Source organism: Streptomyces sp. NPDC004327, assembly GCF_042873935.1.
Lineage (GTDB): Bacteria > Actinomycetota > Actinomycetes > Streptomycetales > Streptomycetaceae > Streptomyces.
The window spans coordinates 444,600-464,664 of the sequence record NZ_JBIAME010000003.1; the positions used below are offsets into that span (position 1 = coordinate 444,600).

25 protein-coding genes and 4 tRNA genes are annotated in these 20,065 nt (G+C 70.7%); 19 read left to right on the plus strand and 10 right to left on the minus strand.

Annotated features, from left to right (window positions below):
* Nucleotides 1–2: 2 nt before the first annotated feature.
* The 3 genes from mscL (at nucleotide 3) to ACFYU9_RS12535 (ending at nucleotide 1,882) form a co-directional block, all read left to right on the plus strand.
* The gene (mscL, locus tag ACFYU9_RS12525) at nucleotides 3–452 is read left to right on the plus strand and encodes a large conductance mechanosensitive channel protein MscL (protein ID WP_389204849.1); all 450 of its coding nucleotides are present in this window, start codon (nucleotides 3–5) and stop codon (nucleotides 450–452) included.
* Nucleotides 453–611: 159 nt separating this feature from the next.
* A complete protein-coding gene (gene htpX, locus ACFYU9_RS12530) occupies nucleotides 612–1,475 on the plus strand; it encodes a zinc metalloprotease HtpX (protein WP_389344516.1) in 864 nt (287 codons plus the stop codon).
* Nucleotides 1,472–1,882: a YccF domain-containing protein gene (locus tag ACFYU9_RS12535; protein WP_389204847.1), complete on the plus strand. Its 411-nt coding sequence runs from the start codon at nucleotides 1,472–1,474 to the stop codon at nucleotides 1,880–1,882. Before htpX ends, ACFYU9_RS12535 begins: the two co-directional genes overlap by 4 nt.
* A gap of 182 nt (nucleotides 1,883–2,064) precedes the next feature.
* On the opposite strand, the gene ACFYU9_RS12540 is transcribed toward ACFYU9_RS12535, so the two are convergent.
* Nucleotides 2,065–3,300 (minus strand): APC family permease, encoded by a 1,236-nt coding sequence (locus ACFYU9_RS12540; RefSeq protein ID WP_389204846.1) that lies wholly within the window; start codon nucleotides 3,298–3,300, stop codon nucleotides 2,065–2,067.
* A 69-nt stretch (nucleotides 3,301–3,369) separates the two neighbouring features.
* Here ACFYU9_RS12540 and ACFYU9_RS12545 point away from each other — a divergent pair, with 69 nt between their 5' ends.
* Entirely contained in the window at nucleotides 3,370–3,639 is a 270-nt protein-coding gene (locus ACFYU9_RS12545) for a GlsB/YeaQ/YmgE family stress response membrane protein (protein ID WP_389204845.1), read from the plus strand.
* Here ACFYU9_RS12545 and ACFYU9_RS12550 read toward each other — a convergent pair.
* Both ACFYU9_RS12550 and ACFYU9_RS12555 read right to left on the minus strand, forming a co-directional pair.
* Nucleotides 3,636–4,169: a methylated-DNA--[protein]-cysteine S-methyltransferase gene (locus ACFYU9_RS12550; RefSeq protein ID WP_389344517.1), complete on the minus strand. Its 534-nt coding sequence runs from the start codon at nucleotides 4,167–4,169 to the stop codon at nucleotides 3,636–3,638. The genes ACFYU9_RS12545 and ACFYU9_RS12550 overlap by 4 nt on opposite strands.
* A gap of 74 nt (nucleotides 4,170–4,243) precedes the next feature.
* Nucleotides 4,244–4,735 (minus strand): YajQ family cyclic di-GMP-binding protein, encoded by a 492-nt coding sequence (locus ACFYU9_RS12555; RefSeq protein WP_389204843.1) that lies wholly within the window; start codon nucleotides 4,733–4,735, stop codon nucleotides 4,244–4,246.
* 171 nt (nucleotides 4,736–4,906) lie between these two features.
* On the opposite strand from ACFYU9_RS12555, the gene ACFYU9_RS12560 reads away from it, so the two are divergent.
* A tRNA-Tyr gene (locus ACFYU9_RS12560) sits at nucleotides 4,907–4,988 on the plus strand.
* A gap of 174 nt (nucleotides 4,989–5,162) precedes the next feature.
* Here ACFYU9_RS12560 and ACFYU9_RS12565 read toward each other — a convergent pair.
* The 4 genes from ACFYU9_RS12565 to ACFYU9_RS12580 all read right to left on the minus strand — a co-directional run bounded on the left by ACFYU9_RS12565 (nucleotide 5,163) and on the right by ACFYU9_RS12580 (nucleotide 8,396).
* A complete protein-coding gene (locus tag ACFYU9_RS12565; protein WP_389204842.1) occupies nucleotides 5,163–5,567 on the minus strand; it encodes a hypothetical protein in 405 nt (134 codons plus the stop codon).
* A gap of 3 nt (nucleotides 5,568–5,570) precedes the next feature.
* Nucleotides 5,571–6,242, minus strand: a complete 672-nt coding sequence (locus tag ACFYU9_RS12570; protein WP_389204841.1) for a DUF6313 family protein — start codon at nucleotides 6,240–6,242, stop codon at nucleotides 5,571–5,573.
* Nucleotides 6,243–6,444: 202 nt separating this feature from the next.
* A complete protein-coding gene (locus ACFYU9_RS12575; protein ID WP_389344519.1) occupies nucleotides 6,445–7,101 on the minus strand; it encodes an SDR family oxidoreductase in 657 nt (218 codons plus the stop codon).
* Between the two features lie 2 nt (nucleotides 7,102–7,103).
* Entirely contained in the window at nucleotides 7,104–8,396 is a 1,293-nt protein-coding gene (locus tag ACFYU9_RS12580) for an amidohydrolase family protein (RefSeq protein WP_389204839.1), read from the minus strand.
* Between the two features lie 233 nt (nucleotides 8,397–8,629).
* Here ACFYU9_RS12580 and ACFYU9_RS12585 point away from each other — a divergent pair.
* The 6 genes from ACFYU9_RS12585 to ACFYU9_RS12610 all read left to right on the plus strand — a co-directional run bounded on the left by ACFYU9_RS12585 (nucleotide 8,630) and on the right by ACFYU9_RS12610 (nucleotide 11,197).
* Nucleotides 8,630–8,702: transfer RNA gene (locus ACFYU9_RS12585), tRNA-Thr, on the plus strand.
* A gap of 44 nt (nucleotides 8,703–8,746) precedes the next feature.
* Nucleotides 8,747–8,819, plus strand: a tRNA-Met gene (locus ACFYU9_RS12590).
* 88 nt (nucleotides 8,820–8,907) lie between these two features.
* Nucleotides 8,908–9,072, plus strand: coding sequence for a 50S ribosomal protein L33 (rpmG, locus tag ACFYU9_RS12595; protein ID WP_003956487.1), 165 nt, complete (start codon nucleotides 8,908–8,910; stop codon nucleotides 9,070–9,072).
* 126 nt (nucleotides 9,073–9,198) lie between these two features.
* On the plus strand, nucleotides 9,199–9,651 hold the full coding sequence (locus tag ACFYU9_RS12600) for a MaoC family dehydratase N-terminal domain-containing protein (RefSeq protein ID WP_389204838.1): 453 nt from the start codon (nucleotides 9,199–9,201) through the stop codon (nucleotides 9,649–9,651).
* Nucleotides 9,652–9,653: 2 nt separating this feature from the next.
* The gene (locus ACFYU9_RS12605; RefSeq protein WP_389344760.1) at nucleotides 9,654–10,082 is read left to right on the plus strand and encodes a MaoC family dehydratase; all 429 of its coding nucleotides are present in this window, start codon (nucleotides 9,654–9,656) and stop codon (nucleotides 10,080–10,082) included.
* 56 nt (nucleotides 10,083–10,138) lie between these two features.
* Entirely contained in the window at nucleotides 10,139–11,197 is a 1,059-nt protein-coding gene (locus ACFYU9_RS12610) for a UDP-N-acetylmuramate dehydrogenase (protein ID WP_389344520.1), read from the plus strand.
* A 124-nt stretch (nucleotides 11,198–11,321) separates the two neighbouring features.
* On the opposite strand, the gene ACFYU9_RS12615 is transcribed toward ACFYU9_RS12610, so the two are convergent.
* On the minus strand, nucleotides 11,322–11,954 hold the full coding sequence (locus ACFYU9_RS12615; RefSeq protein ID WP_389344522.1) for an NAD(P)-dependent oxidoreductase: 633 nt from the start codon (nucleotides 11,952–11,954) through the stop codon (nucleotides 11,322–11,324).
* Nucleotides 11,955–12,057: 103 nt separating this feature from the next.
* Between ACFYU9_RS12615 and ACFYU9_RS12620 the strand changes: the two genes are divergently transcribed.
* Nucleotides 12,058–12,654 carry a TetR/AcrR family transcriptional regulator gene (locus tag ACFYU9_RS12620; RefSeq protein ID WP_389204835.1) on the plus strand — a complete coding sequence of 199 codons (597 nt, stop codon included), beginning with the start codon at nucleotides 12,058–12,060 and terminating at the stop codon, nucleotides 12,652–12,654.
* A 9-nt stretch (nucleotides 12,655–12,663) separates the two neighbouring features.
* Here the strand turns inward: ACFYU9_RS12620 and ACFYU9_RS12625 are convergent, their stop codons facing one another.
* Both ACFYU9_RS12625 and ACFYU9_RS12630 read right to left on the minus strand, forming a co-directional pair.
* Nucleotides 12,664–13,695 (minus strand): adenosine deaminase, encoded by a 1,032-nt coding sequence (locus ACFYU9_RS12625; protein ID WP_389344524.1) that lies wholly within the window; start codon nucleotides 13,693–13,695, stop codon nucleotides 12,664–12,666.
* A gap of 128 nt (nucleotides 13,696–13,823) precedes the next feature.
* The gene (locus ACFYU9_RS12630; protein ID WP_389204833.1) at nucleotides 13,824–15,050 is read right to left on the minus strand and encodes a pyridoxal phosphate-dependent aminotransferase; all 1,227 of its coding nucleotides are present in this window, start codon (nucleotides 15,048–15,050) and stop codon (nucleotides 13,824–13,826) included.
* Between the two features lie 259 nt (nucleotides 15,051–15,309).
* Between ACFYU9_RS12630 and ACFYU9_RS12635 the strand changes: the two genes are divergently transcribed.
* The 7 genes from ACFYU9_RS12635 to rplJ all read left to right on the plus strand — a co-directional run bounded on the left by ACFYU9_RS12635 (nucleotide 15,310) and on the right by rplJ (nucleotide 20,048).
* Nucleotides 15,310–15,382: transfer RNA gene (locus tag ACFYU9_RS12635), tRNA-Trp, on the plus strand.
* Between the two features lie 106 nt (nucleotides 15,383–15,488).
* Entirely contained in the window at nucleotides 15,489–15,773 is a 285-nt protein-coding gene (gene secE / locus ACFYU9_RS12640; RefSeq protein WP_389204832.1) for a preprotein translocase subunit SecE, read from the plus strand.
* Nucleotides 15,774–15,817: 44 nt separating this feature from the next.
* Nucleotides 15,818–16,711, plus strand: a complete 894-nt coding sequence (gene nusG, locus ACFYU9_RS12645) for a transcription termination/antitermination protein NusG (protein WP_389344525.1) — start codon at nucleotides 15,818–15,820, stop codon at nucleotides 16,709–16,711.
* Between the two features lie 159 nt (nucleotides 16,712–16,870).
* A complete protein-coding gene (rplK, locus tag ACFYU9_RS12650; RefSeq protein ID WP_018543896.1) occupies nucleotides 16,871–17,305 on the plus strand; it encodes a 50S ribosomal protein L11 in 435 nt (144 codons plus the stop codon).
* Between the two features lie 105 nt (nucleotides 17,306–17,410).
* On the plus strand, nucleotides 17,411–18,139 hold the full coding sequence (gene rplA / locus ACFYU9_RS12655; RefSeq protein WP_389204830.1) for a 50S ribosomal protein L1: 729 nt from the start codon (nucleotides 17,411–17,413) through the stop codon (nucleotides 18,137–18,139).
* Between the two features lie 160 nt (nucleotides 18,140–18,299).
* A complete protein-coding gene (locus tag ACFYU9_RS12660) occupies nucleotides 18,300–19,232 on the plus strand; it encodes a hypothetical protein (protein ID WP_389344527.1) in 933 nt (310 codons plus the stop codon).
* Nucleotides 19,233–19,517: 285 nt separating this feature from the next.
* Nucleotides 19,518–20,048 (plus strand): 50S ribosomal protein L10, encoded by a 531-nt coding sequence (gene rplJ, locus ACFYU9_RS12665; RefSeq protein WP_389204828.1) that lies wholly within the window; start codon nucleotides 19,518–19,520, stop codon nucleotides 20,046–20,048.
* The last annotated feature ends 17 nt before the right edge of the window (nucleotides 20,049–20,065 follow it).

The following is a 20,065-nucleotide window of genomic DNA, read 5'->3' on the forward strand; positions in this document are numbered from 1 at the left end:
CCGTGCTGAAGGGCTTCAAGGACTTCATACTTCGCGGGAACGTCATCTCGATGGCCATCGGTCTGGCCGTCGGTTCGGCCTTCACGGCCGTCGTGACCGGCTTCAGCAAGGCCTTCATCACTCCGCTCATCGGCCTGGCCACCGGCTCCGTCGGCGACTTCAGCGAGGCCAGCTTCACCATCGGCAAGACCGTCTTCCCGTACGGTCTGGCGATCGCCGCCGCCATAGCGTTCGTGATCACCGCCGCCGTCCTCTACTTCCTGATCGTCGTCCCCATGGCGAAGATCCAGGAGAAGTTCGCCAAGGAGGAGGCCGCCGACCCGAAGGCCGAGAAGCGCGACTGCCCGCGCTGCTTCACCGAGATCCCGGCCATCGCCTCCCGCTGCGCCCACTGCACCAGCGAGGTCGAGCCGGTCTCCGCGGCCCTGGTCAAGGTCCCCGCCGCGCGCTAGTCACCCGTACGGCTCACGCGACACCCCGGGCGGCCCGGGGAACCCGAGCTTCCCGCCTGGCGTTGACCTGGTGGGAAGGGTCCACTGGACGGTGGACCTTCGAAACGAGATTCGAAGCGAGACAAGGGTTCCCCTGCCGCACCACTTGGAGGGCGTACCGTGCACCGCCGGCACAACGGGCTGAGGACCGCCGTACTCCTCGGAGGGCTCTCGGCCCTCATCATCGTCATCGGCAGTTTCTTCGGACGTACGGGTCTGATCGTCGCCGTCGTCGTCGCGCTCGGCACCAACGCGTACGCGTACTGGAACAGCGACAAGCTGGCACTGCGCGCCATGCGCGCCCGCCCCGTGAGCGAGTTCGAGGCGCCGGAGCTCTACCGGATGGTCCGCGAGCTCTCCACCCAGGCCCGCCAGCCCATGCCGAGGCTCTACATATCGCCCACCCAGGCCCCCAACGCCTTCGCGACCGGCCGCAACCCGCGGAACGCGGCCGTGTGCTGCACCGAGGGCATCCTCGCCATCCTCGACGAGCGCGAGCTGCGCGGTGTCATCGGCCACGAGCTGAGCCACGTCTACAACCGGGACATCCTGATCTCCTCGGTGGCAGGCGCGCTCGCCTCCGTGGTGATGTTCCTGGTCAACTTCGCCTGGCTGATCCCGGTCGGCCGGTCCGACGACGACGAGGGCCCCGGCTTCCTCGGCATGCTCCTGATCATGATCCTGGGCCCGATCGCCGCCTCGATCATCCAGCTGGCCGTCTCCCGCTCCCGCGAGTACCAGGCGGACGCCTCCGGCGCCCAGCTCACCGGCGACCCGCTGGCCCTCGCGAGCGCCCTGCGCAAGCTGGAGGCCGGCACCCGGCAGCTGCCGCTGCCGCCCGAGCCGCGCATCGAGACCGCGAGCCACATGATGATCGCCAACCCCTTCCGTCCCGGACAGGGCCTCTCGAAGATGTTCTCCACGCATCCGCCGATGGCCGAGCGCATCGCCCGGCTCGAACAGATGGCAGGTCGACGCCCGTGAAGACGATCCTCAACATCATCTGGCTGGTCCTGAGCGGCCTGTGGCTGTCCCTCGGCTACATGCTGGCCGGCCTCGTGCTCTGCATCACGATCATCGGCATCCCCTTCGGGATCGCCGCCTTCCGCATCGCCCGCTACGCCCTGTGGCCCTTCGGCCACACCGTCGTCGACCGCCACGACGCGGGCGCGCCGTCCTGCGTGGGCAACGTGCTGTGGCTGATCCTGGCCGGCTGGTGGCTGGCCATCGGCCACATCGTCACGGGCATCGCGCAGTGCATCACGATCATCGGCATCCCGCTCGGCATCGCGAACTTCAAGATGATCCCGCTGTCGCTGATGCCACTGGGCAAGGAGATCGTGTCGACGGACGCACCCCACCCGGCGTACGGCGGCCCGCGGCCGTACTAGGGGGTGTCCTGCGCGCCCCTGAGCCAGAGTTGGCTCAGGGGCGCGAGGGCGCGTGGTTGGCTGCCAGGGGCCCGCGAGGGCGTGTGGCCGGCGGTGCGCCGGGTGCGGGAGGCTCAGCGGTGCGGCCGGCTCCCGGGGGCCCGGGAGGGCGTGTGGCCGGCGGTGCGCCGGGTGCCGGAGGCTCAGCGGTGCGGCGGGGCGGTCGGACGGCCCCGGCTGAGCGCGTACGCCACCACGCCGACCGCCAGCACGCCCGTGCCCGCGAGCACGGCGGCCGGCGGCAGCGCGAAGGCGAGCGCCGCGCAGCCGGCGAGGCCGAGCAGCGCCAGCGGCCGGTCCCGGCGGCTCAGCGTCCACGCGGAGGCGTTCGCGATGCCGTAGTAGACCAGCACGCCGAAGGACGAGAAGCCGATCGCGCCCCGCACGTCCGCCGTCGCGGCCACCACCGCCACCACCGCGCCCACCACGAGCTCCGCCACGTGCGGCACCTGGAAGCGCGGGTGGACGGCGGCCAGCGGGGCCGGCAGATAGCCGTCCCGGGCCATCGCGAGGGTCGTCCGGGACACGCCGAGGATGAGCGAGAGCAGCGAGCCGAGGGCCGCGACCGCCGCGCCCGCGGTGACCACCGGAACCAGCCAGTCCGCGTCCGCCGCCCGTGCCGCGTCCGCGAGCGGGGCGGGCGAGGCGGCCAGGCCGTGCGGGCCGAGGACGGCGAGGACGGTCACGGCGACGGCCGCGTAGACCACGAGCGCGATGCCGAGGGCGATCGGGATCGCCCTCGGAATGGTCCGCTCCGGGTCGCGGACCTCCTCGCCGAGCGTCGCGATCCGCGCGTACCCGGCGAAGGCGAAGAACAGCAGCCCGGCCGCCTGGAGCACCCCGCCCGGCGGGATCTCACCGGCCAGCGCGAGCCGTTCGGCCCGCCCGGCCCCGGCGCCCGCCACCACGACGGCGGCCAGGACGGCGAGGACGAACGCCACGATCAGCCGCGTCAGCCACGCCGACTTCCGGATCCCGCCGTAGTTGACGGCCGTCAGCGCCACGACGGCGGCGACCGCCACCGCGTGCGCCTGCGCGGGCCACAGGTACGCCCCGACGGTCAGCGCCATCGCCGCGCACGAGGCGGTCTTGCCGACGACGAACGCCCAGCCCGCCATGTACCCCCAGAACGGCCCGAGCCGCTCCCGCCCGTAGACGTAGGTGCCGCCGGAGGCCGGATAGCGGGCGGCGAGCCGCGCCGAGGCCATCGCGTTGCAGTACGCGACCACCGCGGCCACCCCGAGGGCCGGCAGCAGCCCCGGGCCGGCCGAGCGGGCCGCGGGGCCGAGCGCCGCGAAGATCCCGGCACCGACCATCGAGCCGAGCCCGATCACGACGGCGTCGAACACCCCGAGGGTGCGGCGCAGTTCCTGTGTCATGCACCGCACATTAGGGGGTGCGGAAGTCGCCGGGGCAACCGCCCGGGAACGCCGGGCGTCCTTCCTGACATGAGCATCATCGGATGGATCGTTCTCGGACTCCTCGCCGGAGTCATCGCCAAGATCCTGCTGCCGGGCCGCGACCCGGGCGGCCTGATCGGCACCACCGTCATCGGCGTCATCGGCGCCTTCGTCGGCGGCTGGCTGTCGGCCCACTTCCTGGACCGCCCGATCACCCGCGACTTCTACGACGGCGCGACCTGGCTTTCGGCCATCGGCGGCTCGCTGGTGCTGCTGATCGCCTACCGGCTCCTGTTCGGCAACTCGCGCGAACGCTAGGCGCGCGAAGGCCGGTCCGGGAGCGGCCGCTCCAGGGCTCCTTCGAGCCCCAGCAGCCACTCCTTGCGGTCGAGGCCGGCCGCGTAGCCGCGCAGGCTGCCGTCGGCCCCGATCACCCGGTGGCAGGGCCGCACCACGAGCAGCGGATTCCGCCCGATCGCGGTGCCCACGGCCCGTACCCCGGCGCCCGGCGAGCCGATCCGGCAGGCGATCTCACCGTACGAGACGGTCGTCCCGTACGGGATCTCGTCGAGCGCCCGCCACACGCGCCGCTGGAACTCCGTGCCGGACTCCTCGTCGCACGGCAGGTCGAAGCCGTCCCGCCGCCCCGCGAAGTACGCCCCCAGCTGCTCCACGGCCTCCTCGAAGGCCCCGTCCGCGCGCACCCAGCCGTCCTCGACGACGGCCGCGCCCTTCTGCCCCTCCAGGGACAGCGACCGCAGCACGACCCGGCCCCCGTCGGCGACCCGCCCCACCAGGAGCATCGCGCCGAGGGGTCCGTCGGTTCGGGTGTAGAGAGTGCTCGTCATGCGATCCAGTGTGCGCGGCCGCCAGGGGAGGCGGCTGGCGGTTTTCGGACGCCGGGCTCCGTGGTCCTGCCGGCTTACCGGTAGTTCACGAACTGCAGGGCGAAGTCGAAGTCCTTGCCCTTGAGCAGCGCGATCACTTCCTGGAGGTCGTCGCGGCTCTTCGAGCTGACGCGCAGCTCGTCGCCCTGCACCTGCGCCTTGACGCCCTTCGGGCCCTCGTCGCGGATGACCTTGGCGACCTTCTTCGCGTTGTCCTGGGAGATGCCCTCCTGGATGGAGGCGAAGAGCTTGTACTCCTTGCCGGACAGCTGCGGCTCGCCCTCCACGTCCAGCACCTTCAGCGAGATGCTCCGCTTGATCAGCTTGGACTGGAAGATGTCGAGGATGGCCTTGACCCGCTCCTCGCCGCTCGCCTGCATCAGGATCTTCTCGCCCGACCAGGAGATCGAGGCGTTGGTGCCCTTGAAGTCGTAGCGCTGGGTGATCTCCTTGGCGGCCTGGTTGAGGGCGTTGTCGACCTCCTGCCGCTCGACCTTGGAGACGATGTCGAAACTGGAGTCGGCCATGAGGTGAGGCTCCTTGCTCGGATGCGTTCGGGTACAGCACAAAGCGTAGCCACTGGCACCGCTGCCAACCCGTGATCAATCCGGTGGCGAAGCACCCCTGGGGATCGGGTATTGTTTTCCTCGTTGCCAGGGAGCGCAGCCGAAAAGCGGCTCCGAGGCAGCGAATCCCATGGCGGTGTGCCCGAGTGGCCAATGGGAGCGGACTGTAAATCCGTCGGCTTAGCCTACCCAGGTTCGAATCCTGGCGCCGCCACGCGATGAGAACGGCCCCCGTTCTGCGAAAGCAGAGCGGGGGCCGTTCTGCATGCCGTCCCCCGGATGCCGTCCCCCGGATGCCGTCCCCCGGATGCCGTCCCCCGGATGCCGTCTCCCGGATGCCGTCCCCCGGCTGTGACGCGCCCCTCAGGGCGCGCCACGGGCGCGGAACCTAGCCGCGCGGGGTGGTGGTGCCGAAGCCGTCGGGGCCGTCGCCGCGTTCCTCGCCGCGGTCCGGGTAGCGGGAGGAGGTCGTCGGGTCGTCCAGGGGGCGCGGGTAGAACGGCAGCGGGGCCAGGACGTCCGTGCGGGACCAGATGCGGTACTGCGCCGGCTCGGACGCGCGCTCGATCCACTCCTCGTCCGCGGGCTGGTAGTCGGCGTGCGGGACGTCGGCGATGTCCAGCAGGTCCTCCAGCATGCGCGTCGTCAGCGGGCCGTTCAGGTGCTCGGCGACGTCCTCGGAGCCCCAGCGGAGCACGCTCTCCGCGGCCCGGGTCAGACCCTCGGCGCTCGCGGTCGGGAAGGCCAGTGCGAGCGATGCCCGCACGATCTCGACGGCGTCCTCGGAACGCATCGCTCATCGCCTCCTTTCGCAGACGACGCAGAGCCCTCTGCGCGCGGTGAACACAAGACCCATCTTGCCGGAGTTCTGGGCCTGGCGGAGGCACTCGTGCCGGTCGAGATGGGCGTACTGCTGCGTGGACATCATGTCCCTCACGTACACCTCCCAGTGGTCCTGGGCCTTCGCCCAGTCGTTGCGGTGCGCGACCCGCACCCAGCTGTCGACGAAGTCCTGGCGGGCGTAGGAACCGTGGAAGTACGTGGCCAGGTCGTCGATGAGGCCCGGCGGGCGCAGCCGCTGCTTCAGCCCGCGCTGCTGGAAGAGCGTGCTGGTCGAGATCGACTTCACCCGGCTGATCCGCTCGGCGATCACATGACCGGCGAAGCCACCGATGATGGCCGGCACGAGCAGCCAGCCGATCAGCGACGCCGCCCACAGCAGGTTGTGCTCCGGCGCGTCGATCAGCGTGAACACGCGGTACACCTTGCTGGGGCTGGTCGCCCGGGCCGCCGAGACGTACACCACGACCAGGGCGACCGCCATCGGCAGCCCCCAGTCCACGATCCACTGGGTCACGCCCTTCAGTGCCTTCCGTGACCGCCAGACGCGGCGCAGGCTCCGGAACGGGCCCCGGCTCTTGGGTGGCAGGTTGAGCTGGGCCGGGACCGGAATGGGTCCGAAGGTCACGTGATCCCCCATGCGTCGTCGCGTTCGCGCGCAACCCGTGCTGACGACTCGCCAACTCGGCTACGGCGACGGCTGATTGTTACGCATGGGGGTGAGGTGTGGGGAACGGTCGACCGAAGAGGAACCGGAAGAAGAAGAACCGAAAGGGAGCCGGACCGGGCTCAGTTCCCCGCGATCGCCCTCACCGGCCGTTGTTCCGGGCTCAGTTGCCCGCGATGTCCTTCGCCGCCACCGACACCGGCACCGTGCCCGAGACGAGTTCGAGGGTCAGGCCGGCGGTGGCCGGGGTGTCCAGGAGCTCGGCGAGGACGGCGGCGACGTCGTCGCGCGGGACGGGCCCGCGGCCCGTGTGGGCCTCCAGGCGGACCAGACCGGTGCCCGCGTCGTTCGTGAGCATCCCCGGCCGCAGGATCGTCCAGTCGAGGCCCTCGTGTGCCCGTACGGCGTCGTCCGCGGCGCCCTTGGCCCGCAGATAGGCGTCGAAGACCTCGTCCCCCTGGTGCCCGGCGTCGGCGCCCATCGACGAGACGACGAGGAAGCGCCGCACACCCGCCGCCTCCGCCCCGTCGGCGAACAGGACCGCCGCCGCGCGGTCCACGGAGTCCTTGCGGTCCACGCCGCTGCCCGGTCCCGCGCCGGCCGCGAAGACGGCCGCGTCGGCGCCCCGCAGGGCCCCCGCGACCTCGTCGACGGACGCCGACTCCAGGTCCAGGACCAGCGGTTCGGCGCCGGCCGCCACCAGGTCGGCCGCCTGTTCGGGGCGGCGGATGATCCCCACCGGTTCGTGTCCGCCCGCGGCGAGCAGCCGCTCAAGACGCAGGGCGATCTGTCCGTGTCCTCCAGCGATGACTACGCGCATACTCACGACCGTACGGCCCCCGGCCCGCCCGGGCCTCCCGAGTCGGGCCTCTCCGGCCGCTCCGGCCGCACCTGCCGGGGCAGGTCGAGCGCCGCCGCCGAGTCGCAGTACTCCCGCACCGCGCTCGTCCGCGCCACCACCCGCCCCCGGTGCACCACGATCCGGCTGTACGCGAGCGAGAGCACGCCCGACAGCCGCTCGCCCCGCACCGCGAGCAGCTCCGCCGGGAAGCCCGCCTCGACCCGCACCTCCGGAAGGCCCATCGCCGCCCGCGCCGCCGCGCTCACCGCCCCGTACGCCTCCGCCTCCGGCAGCCCGCCCAGCGAGGCCAGCAGATAGGCCGGCTCCAGCGGGTCGCCGCGCCCCACCGGGTTCGACGCGTCACGCAGCGCCCCGCCGCCCGCCGCGACCCGCACCCCGGCGGCCCGCAGCAGCCGGACGGGGGCCGTGCCGCGCACATCGGTCGCCGCGCAGCCGCCCTGGGGCAGGCAGACCACCGTCACGCCGGCCGCCGCCAGCTGGTCCGCCGCCCGCCGGGCCGCGTCCGCGGGCAGCCGGGCCAGGCCCGCGCAGGGCCCGATCGTCACCCCGGGCCGCAGCCCCCCGGCCATCGCCGCGAGCCGCGCGAGCCGGGCCGGGTCGTCGCCGTCGGTGTGCAGGTCCACCGGGCAGCCGTGCTCGGCGGCCACCTCCAAGGCCGCCTCCACGTAGCCGGTCGGGTCCGGATCCAGGTCCGGGCGGCCGCCGACCACCGCCGCGCCCATCTTCACCGCGTCGCGCAGCATCGCGAGCCCGTCCGCCCCGGCCACCCCGGTGAGCAGTCGCGGCACCGCCACTGCCGCCAGGTCGGCGAGGCCGCGCAGCGACCGCCGGGTCTGCAGGACCGCCTCCAGCGGGCCGAGGCCGTGCACGTCCCCGATCCGTACGTGGGCGCGCAGCGCGGTCGCCCCGTGCCCGAGCTGGAGCAGCGCGGCCTCGGTGGCGCGGCGCTGGACCTCGTCGGCGGTGTGGGCGACGGGGCCGGGGGAGTCGGCGGTGAGCGCGGTGTCCGCGTGCGCGTGCGGCTCGGCGGGCGCGGGCAGCAGCAGATAGCCGGCCAGGTCGACGCGGGCCCCGACGGCGCTGAGGCTGCCGGCGGTGCCGACGGCCTCGATCCGGCCGCCGCCGAGCCGCACGTCCACGCTGCGGCCGTCGGTCAGCCGCGCGTTGCAGAGCAGCAGCGACGTGGCCTCGGCCGCGGTGGCCGCGGCCCGGTCGTCGGGCGGCGGCTGGGGCTGCTTGCTGTCGGCTGACAATCGGGCTCCTCTGGGCTCCGGGCACATGGCTCGCCAAGATCAAGATCACGCAGCGTGGGCCCGAGCCTAGGGGCGGTCGGAGCCGCCTTCGAGGAGGAGCGCAATAGTCGTACTGATGACTGCACGTGTGGCGTACGGGGCGCTGCCGCGGCTGACCGGGAAGCCCCTGTGCAGGGGGCCCGGGAAACGGATTTGGGTCCTGGGCCGAGGACCGTGTAATGTCTTCCTCGCTCGCCCCAATAGCTCAGTCGGCAGAGCGTCTCCATGGTAAGGAGAAGGTCTACGGTTCGATTCCGTATTGGGGCTCTGGTGAGAAGGAACCCGCCTTCGGGCGGGATCCAGATCATCAAAGCGGTGTAGCTCAGTCGGTAGAGCAAGCGGCTCATAATCGCTGTGTCACCGGTTCAAGTCCGGTCACCGCTACACACGGTAGCCGATTGTGGGGTCGGTCCTGCGATCGGCTACTCTTTCATGCGTTCATCCATCCATCCGTCCGTCAAGGAGCACTCACGTGGCTGCCACCGACGTCCGCCCGAAGATCACGCTGGCCTGCGTGGAGTGCAAGGAGCGGAACTACATCACCAAGAAGAACCGGCGCAACAACCCGGACCGTCTTGAGATGAAGAAGCACTGCCCGCGCTGCAACTCGCACACGGCGCACCGCGAGACGCGCTAACACAGGCTCGTATACGAGGCCGTCCCCAGCCGGGGACGGCCTCGTGTCGTTTCCCGGCACGTTCCCGGCACGTTCCACGCACTTTCCAGGCATCACTTGCTCACCCTTCCAGGAGGTATCGAGGCCATGGCTCTCGACCAGTCCTTCGTGGGCCGGACCTATCCGCCCACCGCGCCGTACGAGGTCGGCCGCGAGAAGATCCGCGAGTTCGCCGAGGCGATCGGCGACGCCAACCCGGCGTACACCGATCCCGAGGCCGCCAAGGCCCTCGGCCACCCCGACGTCGTCGCACCGCCGACCTTCGTCTTCGCGATCACCTTCAAGGCCGCGGGCCAGGTCATCGAGGACCCGCAGCTGGGCCTGGACTACAGCCGCGTGGTCCACGGCGACCAGAAGTTCGCCTACACCCGCCCGGTGCGCGCCGGCGACCGCCTCTCGGTCACCAGCACCATCGAGGCCGTGAAGTCCCTCGCCGGCAACGACATCCTGGACATCCGCGGCGAGGTCCACGACGCGACCGGCGAGCACGTCGTGACCGCCTGGACCAAGCTCGTGTCCCGCGCCCCCGAGGAGGCATGACCGTGACCGCGAAGATCACTTACGACGAGGTCGAGGTCGGCACCGAGCTGCCCGCGCAGACCTTCCCGGTGACGCGCGCCACCCTGGTCCGGTACGCCGGCGCCTCCGGTGACTTCAACCCGATCCACTGGAACGAGAAGTTCGCCAAGGAAGTCGGCCTGCCCGACGTCATCGCCCACGGCATGTTCACCATGGCCGAGGCGGCCCGCGTGGTGACCGACTGGGCCGGCGACCCGGCGGCCGTCGTCGAGTACGGCGTCCGCTTCACCAAGCCCGTCGTCGTCCCGAACGACGACGAGGGCGCCGTGATCGAGGTCTCGGCGAAGGTGGCCGCGAAGCTGGACGACCAGCGGGTGCGCGTGGACATCACGGCGACCGCGGCCGGGCAGAAGGTGCTCGGCATGTCGCGGGCCGTGGTCCAGCTCGGCTGACCGGCACGGACACCACGGGCCCCTTCCGTACGGGAGGGGCCCGTACTCTTGAGCCCGTGCACGTACTCCACGACGCCCCTCTCGCCCCCCTGACCACCTTCCGGCTCGGCGGACCCGCCGGCCGGCTCGTCACGGCCACCACCGACGACGAGGTCGTCGCCGCGGTCCGCGAGGCCGACGCCGCCGGGACGCCGCTCCTGGTGATCGGCGGCGGCTCCAACCTGGTCATCGGCGACAAGGGCTTCGACGGCACCGCCCTGCACATCGCCACCAAGGGCTTCTCGCTCGACGGGACCCGGCTCGAACTCGCCGCCGGCGAGGTCTGGACCGACGCCGTCGCGCGGACCGTGGAGGCCGGGCTCGCCGGGATCGAGTGCCTGGCCGGGATCCCCGGCTCCGCGGGCGCCACCCCCATCCAGAACGTCGGCGCGTACGGGCAGGACGTCTCCGCCACCATCACCGAGGTCGTCGCCTACGACCGGCGGGCCGAGGAGACGGTCGTCCTCACCAACGCCGAGTGCGCCTTCTCGTACCGCCACAGCCGCTTCAAGGACCAGCCCGACCGCTACGTCGTGCTCCGCGTCCGCTTCGAGCTCGCGGACGCCGACGGCATGTCGGCGCCGATCGCCTACCCGGAGACGGCCCGGGCCCTCGGCGTCCAGGCGGGCGACCGGGTGCCGCTGGCGACGGCGCGCGAGACCGTCCTGAGGCTGCGCGCCGGCAAGGGCATGGTGCTCGACCCGGAGGACCACGACACGTGGTCGGCCGGCTCCTTCTTCACCAACCCCATCCTCGCGGCGGGGGAGTACGAGACCTTCCTCGGCCGCGTCGCCGAGCGCCTCGGGCCCGACACCGCCGCGCCCGCGTACCCGGCGGGCGAGGACGGCGCGATGAAGACCTCCGCGGCCTGGCTGATCGACAAGGCCGGCTTCGTGAAGGGCTACGGCTCCGGCCCCGCCCGCATCTCCACCAAGCACACCCTCGCGCTCACCAACCGCGGCGAGGCGACCACGGAGGACCTGCTCGCGCTCGCCCGCGAGGTTGTCGCCGGGGTCCGGGACGCGTTCGGGATCACGCTGGTCAACGAGCCGGTGACGGTCGGCGTCGAGATCTGAGATCGGAGATCGGATCCGGGATCCGATCTGCTGGATTCGGGATCGGGAATCCGGGATCCAGGCTCCCGGATCCGGGAGCCAATCGCTCGGATCCTGGATCCGATCTCCCGGATCCCGGATCCGGTCAGTACGCCACGCCCACGCCCTGCTTCACCGTCGCCGCGTCGTCGATCATCGCCAGCATCGCGTGCGCCACGTCCGCGCGCGCCAGCGTGCGGCCGCGCGGTGGCGTGCCGCCGACCACGCGGCGGTAGCGGCCCGTGACCGGCTTGTCGGTGAGGCGGGGCGGGCGGACGGCGGTCCAGTCGGTCGCGCTCGCGGCGAGCTCGGCCTCCATCTCGCGCAGGTCGGCGTAGACGTCCTTCAGGAGCGAGTTGACGACCGCGAGCATGGCCCTGTCCGCGACGCCCTGGCCGGGCGGGACCGGGCCGAGCGGGGCGGCGCTGACGACGAGGAGGCGGCGGGTACCGGCCGCCTCCATGGCGCGCAGGACCGAGCGGGTCAGCCGGGCCGCGACGCCGGCGTCCGCGCGGCTGCGGGCGCCGAGGCCGGAGAGGACCGCGTCACGGCCGGAGACGGCCGCGCGCAGGGACTCAGGATCGGAGAGGTCGGAGCGGGCGACGTCGAGGCGCGGACCCGTGACGGTGAGGCGGGCCGGGTCGCGGACCACGGCGGTCACCTCGTGGCCCGCGTCCAGGGCCTGGCTGACGAGCTGCCGGCCGATGCCGCCGGTGGCACCGAAGACCGTGAGCTTCATGGCACACCCTCCTAGGGGTGGGTAAGTGTTCACTCACCTCTAGAGTGGGTAAGTACTCACTCACCCGTCAAGCCGTTTCGCCCACGAAATCCCAGGAGCCGCCGTGGACCAGAAGCCGACCCGGACCCGGATCGTCGACGCCGCTCGCGACCTCATGCGCACGGCCGGCCTGGCCCGTACGACCACCAAGGAGATCGCCAAGGCGGCCGGCTGCTCCGAGGCCGCGCTCTACAAGTACTTCTCCAGCAAGGAGGAGCTGTTCGTCACCGTCCTCAACGAACGGCTGCCGCGCCTCGGCACCCTCCTCGGCACGCTCGCCGTCGACCCGCAGGGCCGCGGCGTCGAGGAGAACCTCGCGGAGATCGCCCGCCGGGCCGCGCTCTTCTACGAGCAGACCTTCCCGATGGCGGCCTCCCTCTACGCCGAGCCGCAGCTCAAGGCCCGTCACGAGGAGGTCATGCGGGAGCTCGGCGTCGGCCCGCACAAGCCCATCGAGGGCCTCACCGAGTACCTGCGCGCCGAGCAGGCGCACGGCAGGATCTCCGCCGGCGCCGACTGCCAGGCCGCGGCGGCCCTGCTCCTCGGCGCCTGCGTGCACCGCGCCTTCGCCTGGGAGATGTCCCCCGACGGCAGGCCCCCGCAGCCCCTCGACGAGTTCGCCCGCTCGATCGCCCGCACACTGATGGCCGGCATCGCCTGACCGGGGCCGTCAGGCGGCCGGGGCGGCCAGCCAGTCGTCGATCCCGGAGAGCATCGTGCGGCGGACGTCCTCAGGCGCCGCCGAGCCCCGCACCGACTGCCGGGCCAGCTCCGCCAGCTCCGCGTCCGTGAAGGCGTGGTGGTCGCGCGCGATGCCGTACTGGGCGGCGAGCCGCGAGCCGAAGAGCAGCGGGTCGTCGGCGCCCAGGGCCAGCGGGACGCCCGCCTCGAACAGGGTGCGCAGCGGCACGTCCTCGTGCTTCTCGTACACGCCGAGCGCCACGTTCGACGCCGGGCAGACCTCGCACGTCACCTGACGCTCCGCGAGCTTGCGCAGCAGCCGCGGGTCCTCCGCGGCCCGCACGCCGTGGCCGACCCGGGCCGCCCGCAGGTCGTCCAGGCAGTCCCGCACGGAGGAGGGGCCGGTCAGCTCGCCGCCGTGCGGGGCCGCGAGCAGTCCGCCCTCGCGCGCGATGGCGAAGGCCCGGTCGAAGTCGCGGGCCATGCCCCGGCGCTCGTCGTTGGAGAGCCCGAAGCCGACCACGCCCCGCTCCGCGTACCGCACCGCGAGCCGGGCCAGGGTGCGCGCCTCCAGCGGGTGCTTCATGCGGTTCGCCGCGATCACGACCCGCATCCCGAGCCCGGTCTCGCGCGAGGCCGCGTCCACCGCGTCCAGGATGATCTCCATGGCCGGGATGAGGCCGCCGAGCAGCGGCGCGTACGAGGTGGGGTCGACCTGGATCTCCAGCCAGCCCGAGCCGTCCCTGACGTCCTCCTGGGCCGCCTCGCGCACCAGGCGCTGGATGTCCTCGGGCTCGCGCAGGCAGGAGCGGGCGATGTCGTACAGCCGCTGGAACCGGAACCAGCCGCGCTCGTCCGTGGCCCGGAGCCTGGGCGGTGTCCCGCTCTTGAGCGCCTCGGGGAGGTGCACCCCGTACTTGTCGGCCAGCTCGATCAGGGTGGTGGGCCGCATCGAACCGGTGAAGTGCAGGTGCAGATGGGCCTTCGGAAGGGTGCTGAGATCGCGGTGAACGTGCTCCATTGGCCGATCCTGCCGCACCCGAATGGACGAATACAGTCCGTTTCCCCGATCGGGACCTTGCTAGAACGTAAAAACGGGCCCCTGCTCCGGGAAGCAGGGGCCCTCACACCTCAACGTCAAGGGGAGCTTCAGTCGCGCGCCTCGGCGAGCAGCTTCTGCATCCGGGACACGCCCTCGACCAGGTCCTCGTCGCCCAGCGCGTACGAGAGCCGCAGGTAGCCCGGCGTGCCGAAGGCCTCGCCCGGGACGACCGCGACCTCGGCCTCGTCCAGGATCAGCGAGGCCAGCTCGGCCGAGGTCTGCGGGCGCTTGCCGCGGATCTCCTTGCCGAGCAGCGCCTTCACCGACGGGTACACGTAGAACGCGCCCTCGGGCGTCGGGCAGACGACGCCCTCGATGTCGTTGAGCATCTTCACGATCGTCTGGCGGCGGCGGTCGAAGGCGCGCCCCATCTCGGCGACCGCGTCCAGGTTGCCCGACACGGCGGCCAGCGCGGCCACCTGCGCCACGTTGGAGACGTTGGAGGTGGCGTGCGACTGGAGGTTGGTCGCGGCCTTCACGACGTCCTTCGGGCCGATGATCCAGCCCACGCGCCAGCCCGTCATCGCGTACGTCTTGGCGACGCCGTTGACCACGATGCACTTGTCGCGCAGCTCCGGCAGGACCGCCGGCAGGGACACGGCGGAGGCGTCGCCGTAGACCAGGTGCTCGTAGATCTCGTCCGTGAGGACCCACAGACCGTGCTCGACGGCCCAGCGGCCGATCGCCTCGGTCTCGGCCTCGCTGTAGACGGCGCCGGTCGGGTTGGACGGGGAGACGAACAGGACGACCTTGGTCCGCTCCGTGCGGGCCGCCTCCAGCTGCTCCACCGAGACGCGGTAGCCGGTCGTCTCGTCGGCCACGACCTCCACCGGGACACCGCCGGCGAGGCGGATCGACTCGGGGTAGGTGGTCCAGTACGGGGCCGGGACGATGACCTCGTCGCCCGGGTCGAGGATCGCGGCGAACGCCTCGTAGATGGCCTGCTTGCCGCCGTTGGTCACCAGGACCTGGGACGGGTCGACCTCGTAGCCGGAGTCGCGCAGCGTCTTCGCGGCGATGGCGGCCTTCAGCTCGGGCAGACCGCCGGCCGGCGTGTAGCGGTGGTACTTCGGGTTCTTGCACGCCTCCACGGCCGCCTCGACGATGTAGTCCGGCGTCGGGAAGTCGGGCTCACCCGCGCCGAAGCCGATGACCGGGCGCCCGGCGGCCTTGAGGGCCTTGGCCTTGGCGTCGACGGCGAGGGTGGCGGACTCGGAGATCGCACCGATCCGGGCGGAGACCCGGCGCTCGGTGGGAGGGGTAGCAGCGCTCATGCGGCCATCGTCCCAGACCTCTTCAGGCGCGTGTAAGCGGGTTTCACGGAGCGGACAGGAACGGTCATTCCCGGTCGTACACGCCCGCCGAGCGGGCTTTCGGCAGGGTTTCGTCAGGGTTTCGGCAGGGTCCGGAGAGGGCCGGTCGGCAGGCCGGCGAGTTACCTGTTCGACGTAAGGCCCCATGACCACGTACACTCACTGCTCGTTGGCCCTCACAGACCACATCTCACGATGCGGTAGGTTGGGGAAGCCACAAAGGGTCGTAGCTCAATTGGTAGAGCACCGGTCTCCAAAACCGGCGGTTGGGGGTTCAAGTCCCTCCGGCCCTGCTACACACACCACCTGGTTGTGTGCGCATGTACGTACTTCAATGCACCGCCGTGCGGCTCCATTCCGGGCGCGGCACGGCCACGACCCGGAATCAGGTGAGTGATCGTGACGGACGCCGTAGGCTCCATCGACATGCCTGATGCCGAGGATGCAGTGCCCGAGTCCAAGAAGACTCGGAAGGGCGGCAAGCGCGGGAAGAAGGGCCCTCTGGGTCGTCTCGCGACGTTCTACCGCCAGGTCATCGCCGAGCTCCGCAAGGTCGTCTGGCCCACGCGCAATCAGCTGACGACGTACACCACCGTGGTGATTGTCTTCGTCGTCATCATGATCGGCCTTGTGACCGTGGTTGACTATGGCATCCAGGAAGCAGTCAAGTACGTCTTCGGCTGACTTTTTGTTCCACCCCATCTGTATCGCAGGAAGAAGCAGCCACCGTGTCTGACGCGAACCTGAACGACGCCTTCGAGTCCGAGTCCGTCGAGGACGAGCTGGACATCGTGGAGGCGGCCGACGAGGACCAGGCCGAGGCTGCGGACGCCGAGGCCGGCGAGGCCGCTGAGGAAGCCGCCCTGGAGACCGAGTCCGACGAGGACGAGGTCGCCGAGGACGAGGCTGACGAGGACGAGGACACCGAGGTCTCCGACCTCGAGGCCGCCGAGGAAGAGGCCGAGGAGGCCGAGGAAGAGGCCGAGGCCGAGCCCGCCGCTCCCGTCGACCCCGTCGCCGCCCTCCGTGACGAGCTGCGCGGCCTGCCGGGCGAGTGGTACGTGATCCACACCTACGCGGGCTACGAGAAGCGCGTGAAGGCCAACCTGGAGCAGCGCGCCGTCTCGCTCAACGTCGAGGACTTCATCTACCAGGCCGAGGTCCCCGAGGAAGAGATCGTCCAGATCAAGAACGGCGAGCGCAAGAACGTCCGGCAGAACAAGCTGCCCGGTTACGTGCTCGTCCGCATGGACCTGACGAACGAGTCCTGGGGCGTCGTCCGCAACACGCCCGGCGTCACCGGCTTCGTCGGCAACGCCTACGACCCGTACCCGCTGACCCTGGACGAGATCGTCAAGATGCTCGCCCCGGAGGCCGAGGAGAAGGCCGCCCGCGAGGCCGCCGAGGCCGAGGGCCGCCCGGCTCCCGCCCGCAAGGTCGAGGTCCAGGTCCTCGACTTCGAGGTCGGCGACTCGGTCACCGTCACCGACGGCCCCTTCGCCACCCTCCAGGCCACGATCAACGAGATCAACGCCGACTCGAAGAAGGTCAAGGGCCTCGTCGAGATCTTCGGTCGCGAGACCCCGGTCGAGCTCAGCTTCGACCAGATCCAGAAGAACTGACACACCAGGTTTCCGGACAGGTCAGAGGGGCTGTGACAGCCCCTCTGACCTGCTCGGTTTTTAGCCGCACTGCTATACCCGTTATCGTGGTGCGGTATGCCTCCATCCGGATGACCGGATGGATCGGCTGAAAACTCTCACTAGGACCCGGAGAGAGCTATGCCTCCCAAGAAGAAGAAGGTCACGGGGCTTATCAAGCTCCAGATCAACGCTGGTGCGGCCAACCCGGCCCCGCCGGTCGGCCCCGCGCTCGGTCAGCACGGCGTCAACATCATGGAGTTCTGCAAGGCCTACAACGCCGCGACCGAGTCGCAGCGTGGCTGGGTCATCCCGGTGGAGATCACGGTCTACGAGGACCGTTCCTTCACCTTCGTGACCAAGACTCCGCCGGCCGCCAAGATGATCCTCAAGGCCGCGGGTGTGGAGAAGGGCTCCGGCGAGCCGCACAAGACCAAGGTCGCCAAGATCACCGAGGCGCAGGTCCGCGAGATCGCCACCACCAAGATGCCCGACCTCAACGCCAATGACCTGGACGCCGCGTCCAAGATCATCGCCGGCACCGCCCGTTCCATGGGCATCACGGTCGAGGGCTGATCAGCCCCCCTTGCCGCCCGGCGGTAGCCGGACATTGGCACCACCCAGTGGTAGGGCCGGCGCTGGCCCGCACCACGACTCCAACCTGAACCCACAGGAGCAGAAGTGAAGCGCAGCAAGTCCCTCCGGACTGCCGACGCCAAGATCGACCGGGAGAAGCTGTACGCCCCGCTCGAGGCCGTGCGTCTGGCCAAGGAGACCTCCACCACCAAGTTCGACGGCACCGTCGAGGTGGCCTTCCGTCTGGGCGTCGACCCGCGCAAGGCCGACCAGATGGTCCGTGGCACCGTGAACCTTCCGCACGGCACCGGTAAGACCGCCCGGGTCCTGGTCTTCGCGACCGGTGACCGTGCCGAGGCCGCGATCGCCGCGGGCGCCGACATCGTCGGTTCCGACGAGCTCATCGACGAGATCTCCAAGGGCCAGCGCCTGAACGAGTTCGACGCCGTCGTCGCCACCCCGGACCTCATGGGCAAGGTCGGCCGCCTCGGCCGCGTGCTCGGTCCGCGTGGTCTCATGCCGAACCCGAAGACCGGCACCGTCACCCCGGATGTCGCCAAGGCTGTCAACGACATCAAGGGCGGCAAGATCGAGTTCCGCGTCGACAAGCACTCGAACCTGCACTTCATCATCGGCAAGGTGTCCTTCGACGACACCAAGCTGGTGGAGAACTACGCCGCGGCTCTGGAGGAGATCCTCCGTCTGAAGCCGTCCGCCGCCAAGGGTCGCTACATCAAGAAGGCCGCCATCGCCACCACGATGGGCCCCGGCATTCCGGTCGACTCGAACCGCACCCGCAACCTCCTCGTCGAGGAGGACCCGGCCGCGGTCTGAGCCTGACGGCTCGGGAGCCGCGCCTGCGGCTCCAGCGTCCTGAAACCGCCCCTCGGGCCTCTTCGGAGGCCCGGGGGGCGGTTTTTTCGCTGGGGCGCTGTCGGTGCCCTGGGCTACGGTCGGTCCAGGCAAGACAAGCGATCCACAAGGGGTGGGACTCATGACCGTTTCCGTGTCCGCATGGAAGCGAGCGGGTGTGGCGCTGACGGCCGTGGCCGTCGTGACGGGCGTCGCCGGCTGTCAGGACGACGGCGACGAGGGCCAGAAGAAGCCCGCGGCGGCGCCGGCGAAGGCGGAGGGCCTGGGGGACGTGACGAAGGTCCTCACGGCCGCGTACGAGAAGACGTCGGCCGCGAAGTCGGCCAAGTTCACGATGACCATCGAGATGGCGGGCGCGGGCGCCGGGGCCGGCACCACCACCATGTCCGGTGTGCAGGGCTGGGACCCGGCCGTCATGGACGTCACCATGGACGGCGGCATGTTCGGCAAGGGCGCCGGCGGTCCCGGGAAGATCCGCATGATCATGCGGGACAACGTCATGTACATGGACATGGGCGCCAAGCAGGCCGCGCAGATGGACGGCAAGCGCTGGATGAAGATGGACTTCGCGGCCATGGCCGAGGAGTCCGGCGACCCGGCCCTGCAGAAGCAGATGACCCAGGGCCTGGGCGGCGCCAACCAGGACCCGGCGCAGCAGCTCGCCCTGCTGCTGCAGTCGCCCGGCATCAAGCACATCGGCCCGGAGAAGGTCGACGGCGTCCAGACCGAGCACTACAAGGGCTCGATCACCTTCGACGAGGCCGTGAACGGCAACAAGGCGTTCAAGGGCCTCCCGGAGAAGGACCGCAAGGCCCTGGCCGACAGCGTGAAGAAGGCCGGCGTGAAGGGCTACGACACCGAGCTGTGGGTCAACGAGGACGGCTACCCGGCCAGGATGGTCGTCGGCATGAAGATGCCGCAGGGCGCCATGAAGGTGACTGCCAACTATTCCGACTACGGCACCCAGGCCACCGTCCAGGCCCCGCCGGCCAAGGACACCTTCGACTTCATGGCGATGATGAAGGAGCTCGGCAAGGCCGGCGCCCCGTCCTGACCGCAGGCAGCCCGCCTGGGCCCGGGGGCCGATTTGCCCCCGGCCGTCCCCGTCACGTACGCTTCCCCAGAAGCCAAAGACCGCTGGTCGTCGCCGCGCCCGTAAGGGCACGGAGGCCGAAGGATTCGCTGAGAGACGCGAACGACCCGCGCAGGTGACTGTGGATGAGTTCCCGGGTCGTTTCGATTCGGTCGAGCTGAGCCCCGTGCGCCTGCGCCCGGGGCGTTTTCGTTTGTTCAGCCCCTTCTGAGCGGTCCTCATCACCCGGAAGGAGGCCGACGCACTATGCCGACGCCCAACAAGGCTGCATCGGTGGCCGAGCTCAAGGACGCGTTCCAGAGCTCCAACGCCGTCGTGCTGACCGAGTACCGGGGTCTCACCGTGGCGCAGCTCAAGACGCTGCGCCGTTCGCTCGGTGAGAACGCCCAGTACGCCGTGGTGAAGAACACGCTGACCAAGATTGCGGCCAACCAGGCTGGGATCACCTCGCTCGACGACCAGTTCGCTGGTCCGACGGGTGCCGCCTTCATCACCGGTGACCCGGTGGAGTCGGCCAAGGCTCTGCGTGACTTCGCCAAGGAGAACCCGAACCTCATCATCAAGGCTGGTGTCCTTGACGGTAAGGCTCTCTCCGCCGATGACATCAAGAAGCTTGCGGACCTCGAGTCCCGCGAGGTTCTGCTCAGCAAGCTGGCCGGTGCCTTCAAGGGCAAGCAGTCTCAGGCTGCCTCGCTCTTCCAGGCGCTGCCGTCGAAGCTCGTCCGCACCGTGGACGCTCTTCGCGCCAAGCAGGCCGAGCAGGGCGGTGCCGAGTAATTCGGCTCGCTTTCTGA

Bases quoted from the DNA above. Each gene is read 5' to 3' on its own strand.
- ACFYU9_RS12540 (WP_389204846.1), bottom strand. From the start codon at position 3,300: ATGACACAGGAACTGCGCCGCACCCTCGGGGTGTTCGACGCCGTCGTG.
- ACFYU9_RS12545 (WP_389204845.1), top strand. From the start codon at position 3,370: ATGAGCATCATCGGATGGATCGTTCTCGGACTCCTCGCCGGAGTCATC.
- ACFYU9_RS12550 (WP_389344517.1), bottom strand. From the start codon at position 4,169: ATGACGAGCACTCTCTACACCCGAACCGACGGACCCCTCGGCGCGATG.
- ACFYU9_RS12555 (WP_389204843.1), bottom strand. From the start codon at position 4,735: ATGGCCGACTCCAGTTTCGACATCGTCTCCAAGGTCGAGCGGCAGGAG.
- ACFYU9_RS12565 (WP_389204842.1), bottom strand. From the start codon at position 5,567: ATGCGTTCCGAGGACGCCGTCGAGATCGTGCGGGCATCGCTCGCACTG.
- ACFYU9_RS12575 (WP_389344519.1), bottom strand. From the start codon at position 7,101: ATGCGCGTAGTCATCGCTGGAGGACACGGACAGATCGCCCTGCGTCTT.
- ACFYU9_RS12600 (WP_389204838.1), top strand. From the start codon at position 9,199: ATGGCTCTCGACCAGTCCTTCGTGGGCCGGACCTATCCGCCCACCGCG.
- ACFYU9_RS12615 (WP_389344522.1), bottom strand. From the start codon at position 11,954: ATGAAGCTCACGGTCTTCGGTGCCACCGGCGGCATCGGCCGGCAGCTC.
- ACFYU9_RS12625 (WP_389344524.1), bottom strand. From the start codon at position 13,695: ATGGAGCACGTTCACCGCGATCTCAGCACCCTTCCGAAGGCCCATCTG.
- ACFYU9_RS12630 (WP_389204833.1), bottom strand. From the start codon at position 15,050: ATGAGCGCTGCTACCCCTCCCACCGAGCGCCGGGTCTCCGCCCGGATC.
- rplK (WP_018543896.1), top strand. From the start codon at position 16,871: ATGCCTCCCAAGAAGAAGAAGGTCACGGGGCTTATCAAGCTCCAGATC.
- ACFYU9_RS12660 (WP_389344527.1), top strand. From the start codon at position 18,300: ATGACCGTTTCCGTGTCCGCATGGAAGCGAGCGGGTGTGGCGCTGACG.
- rplJ (WP_389204828.1), top strand. From the start codon at position 19,518: ATGCCGACGCCCAACAAGGCTGCATCGGTGGCCGAGCTCAAGGACGCG.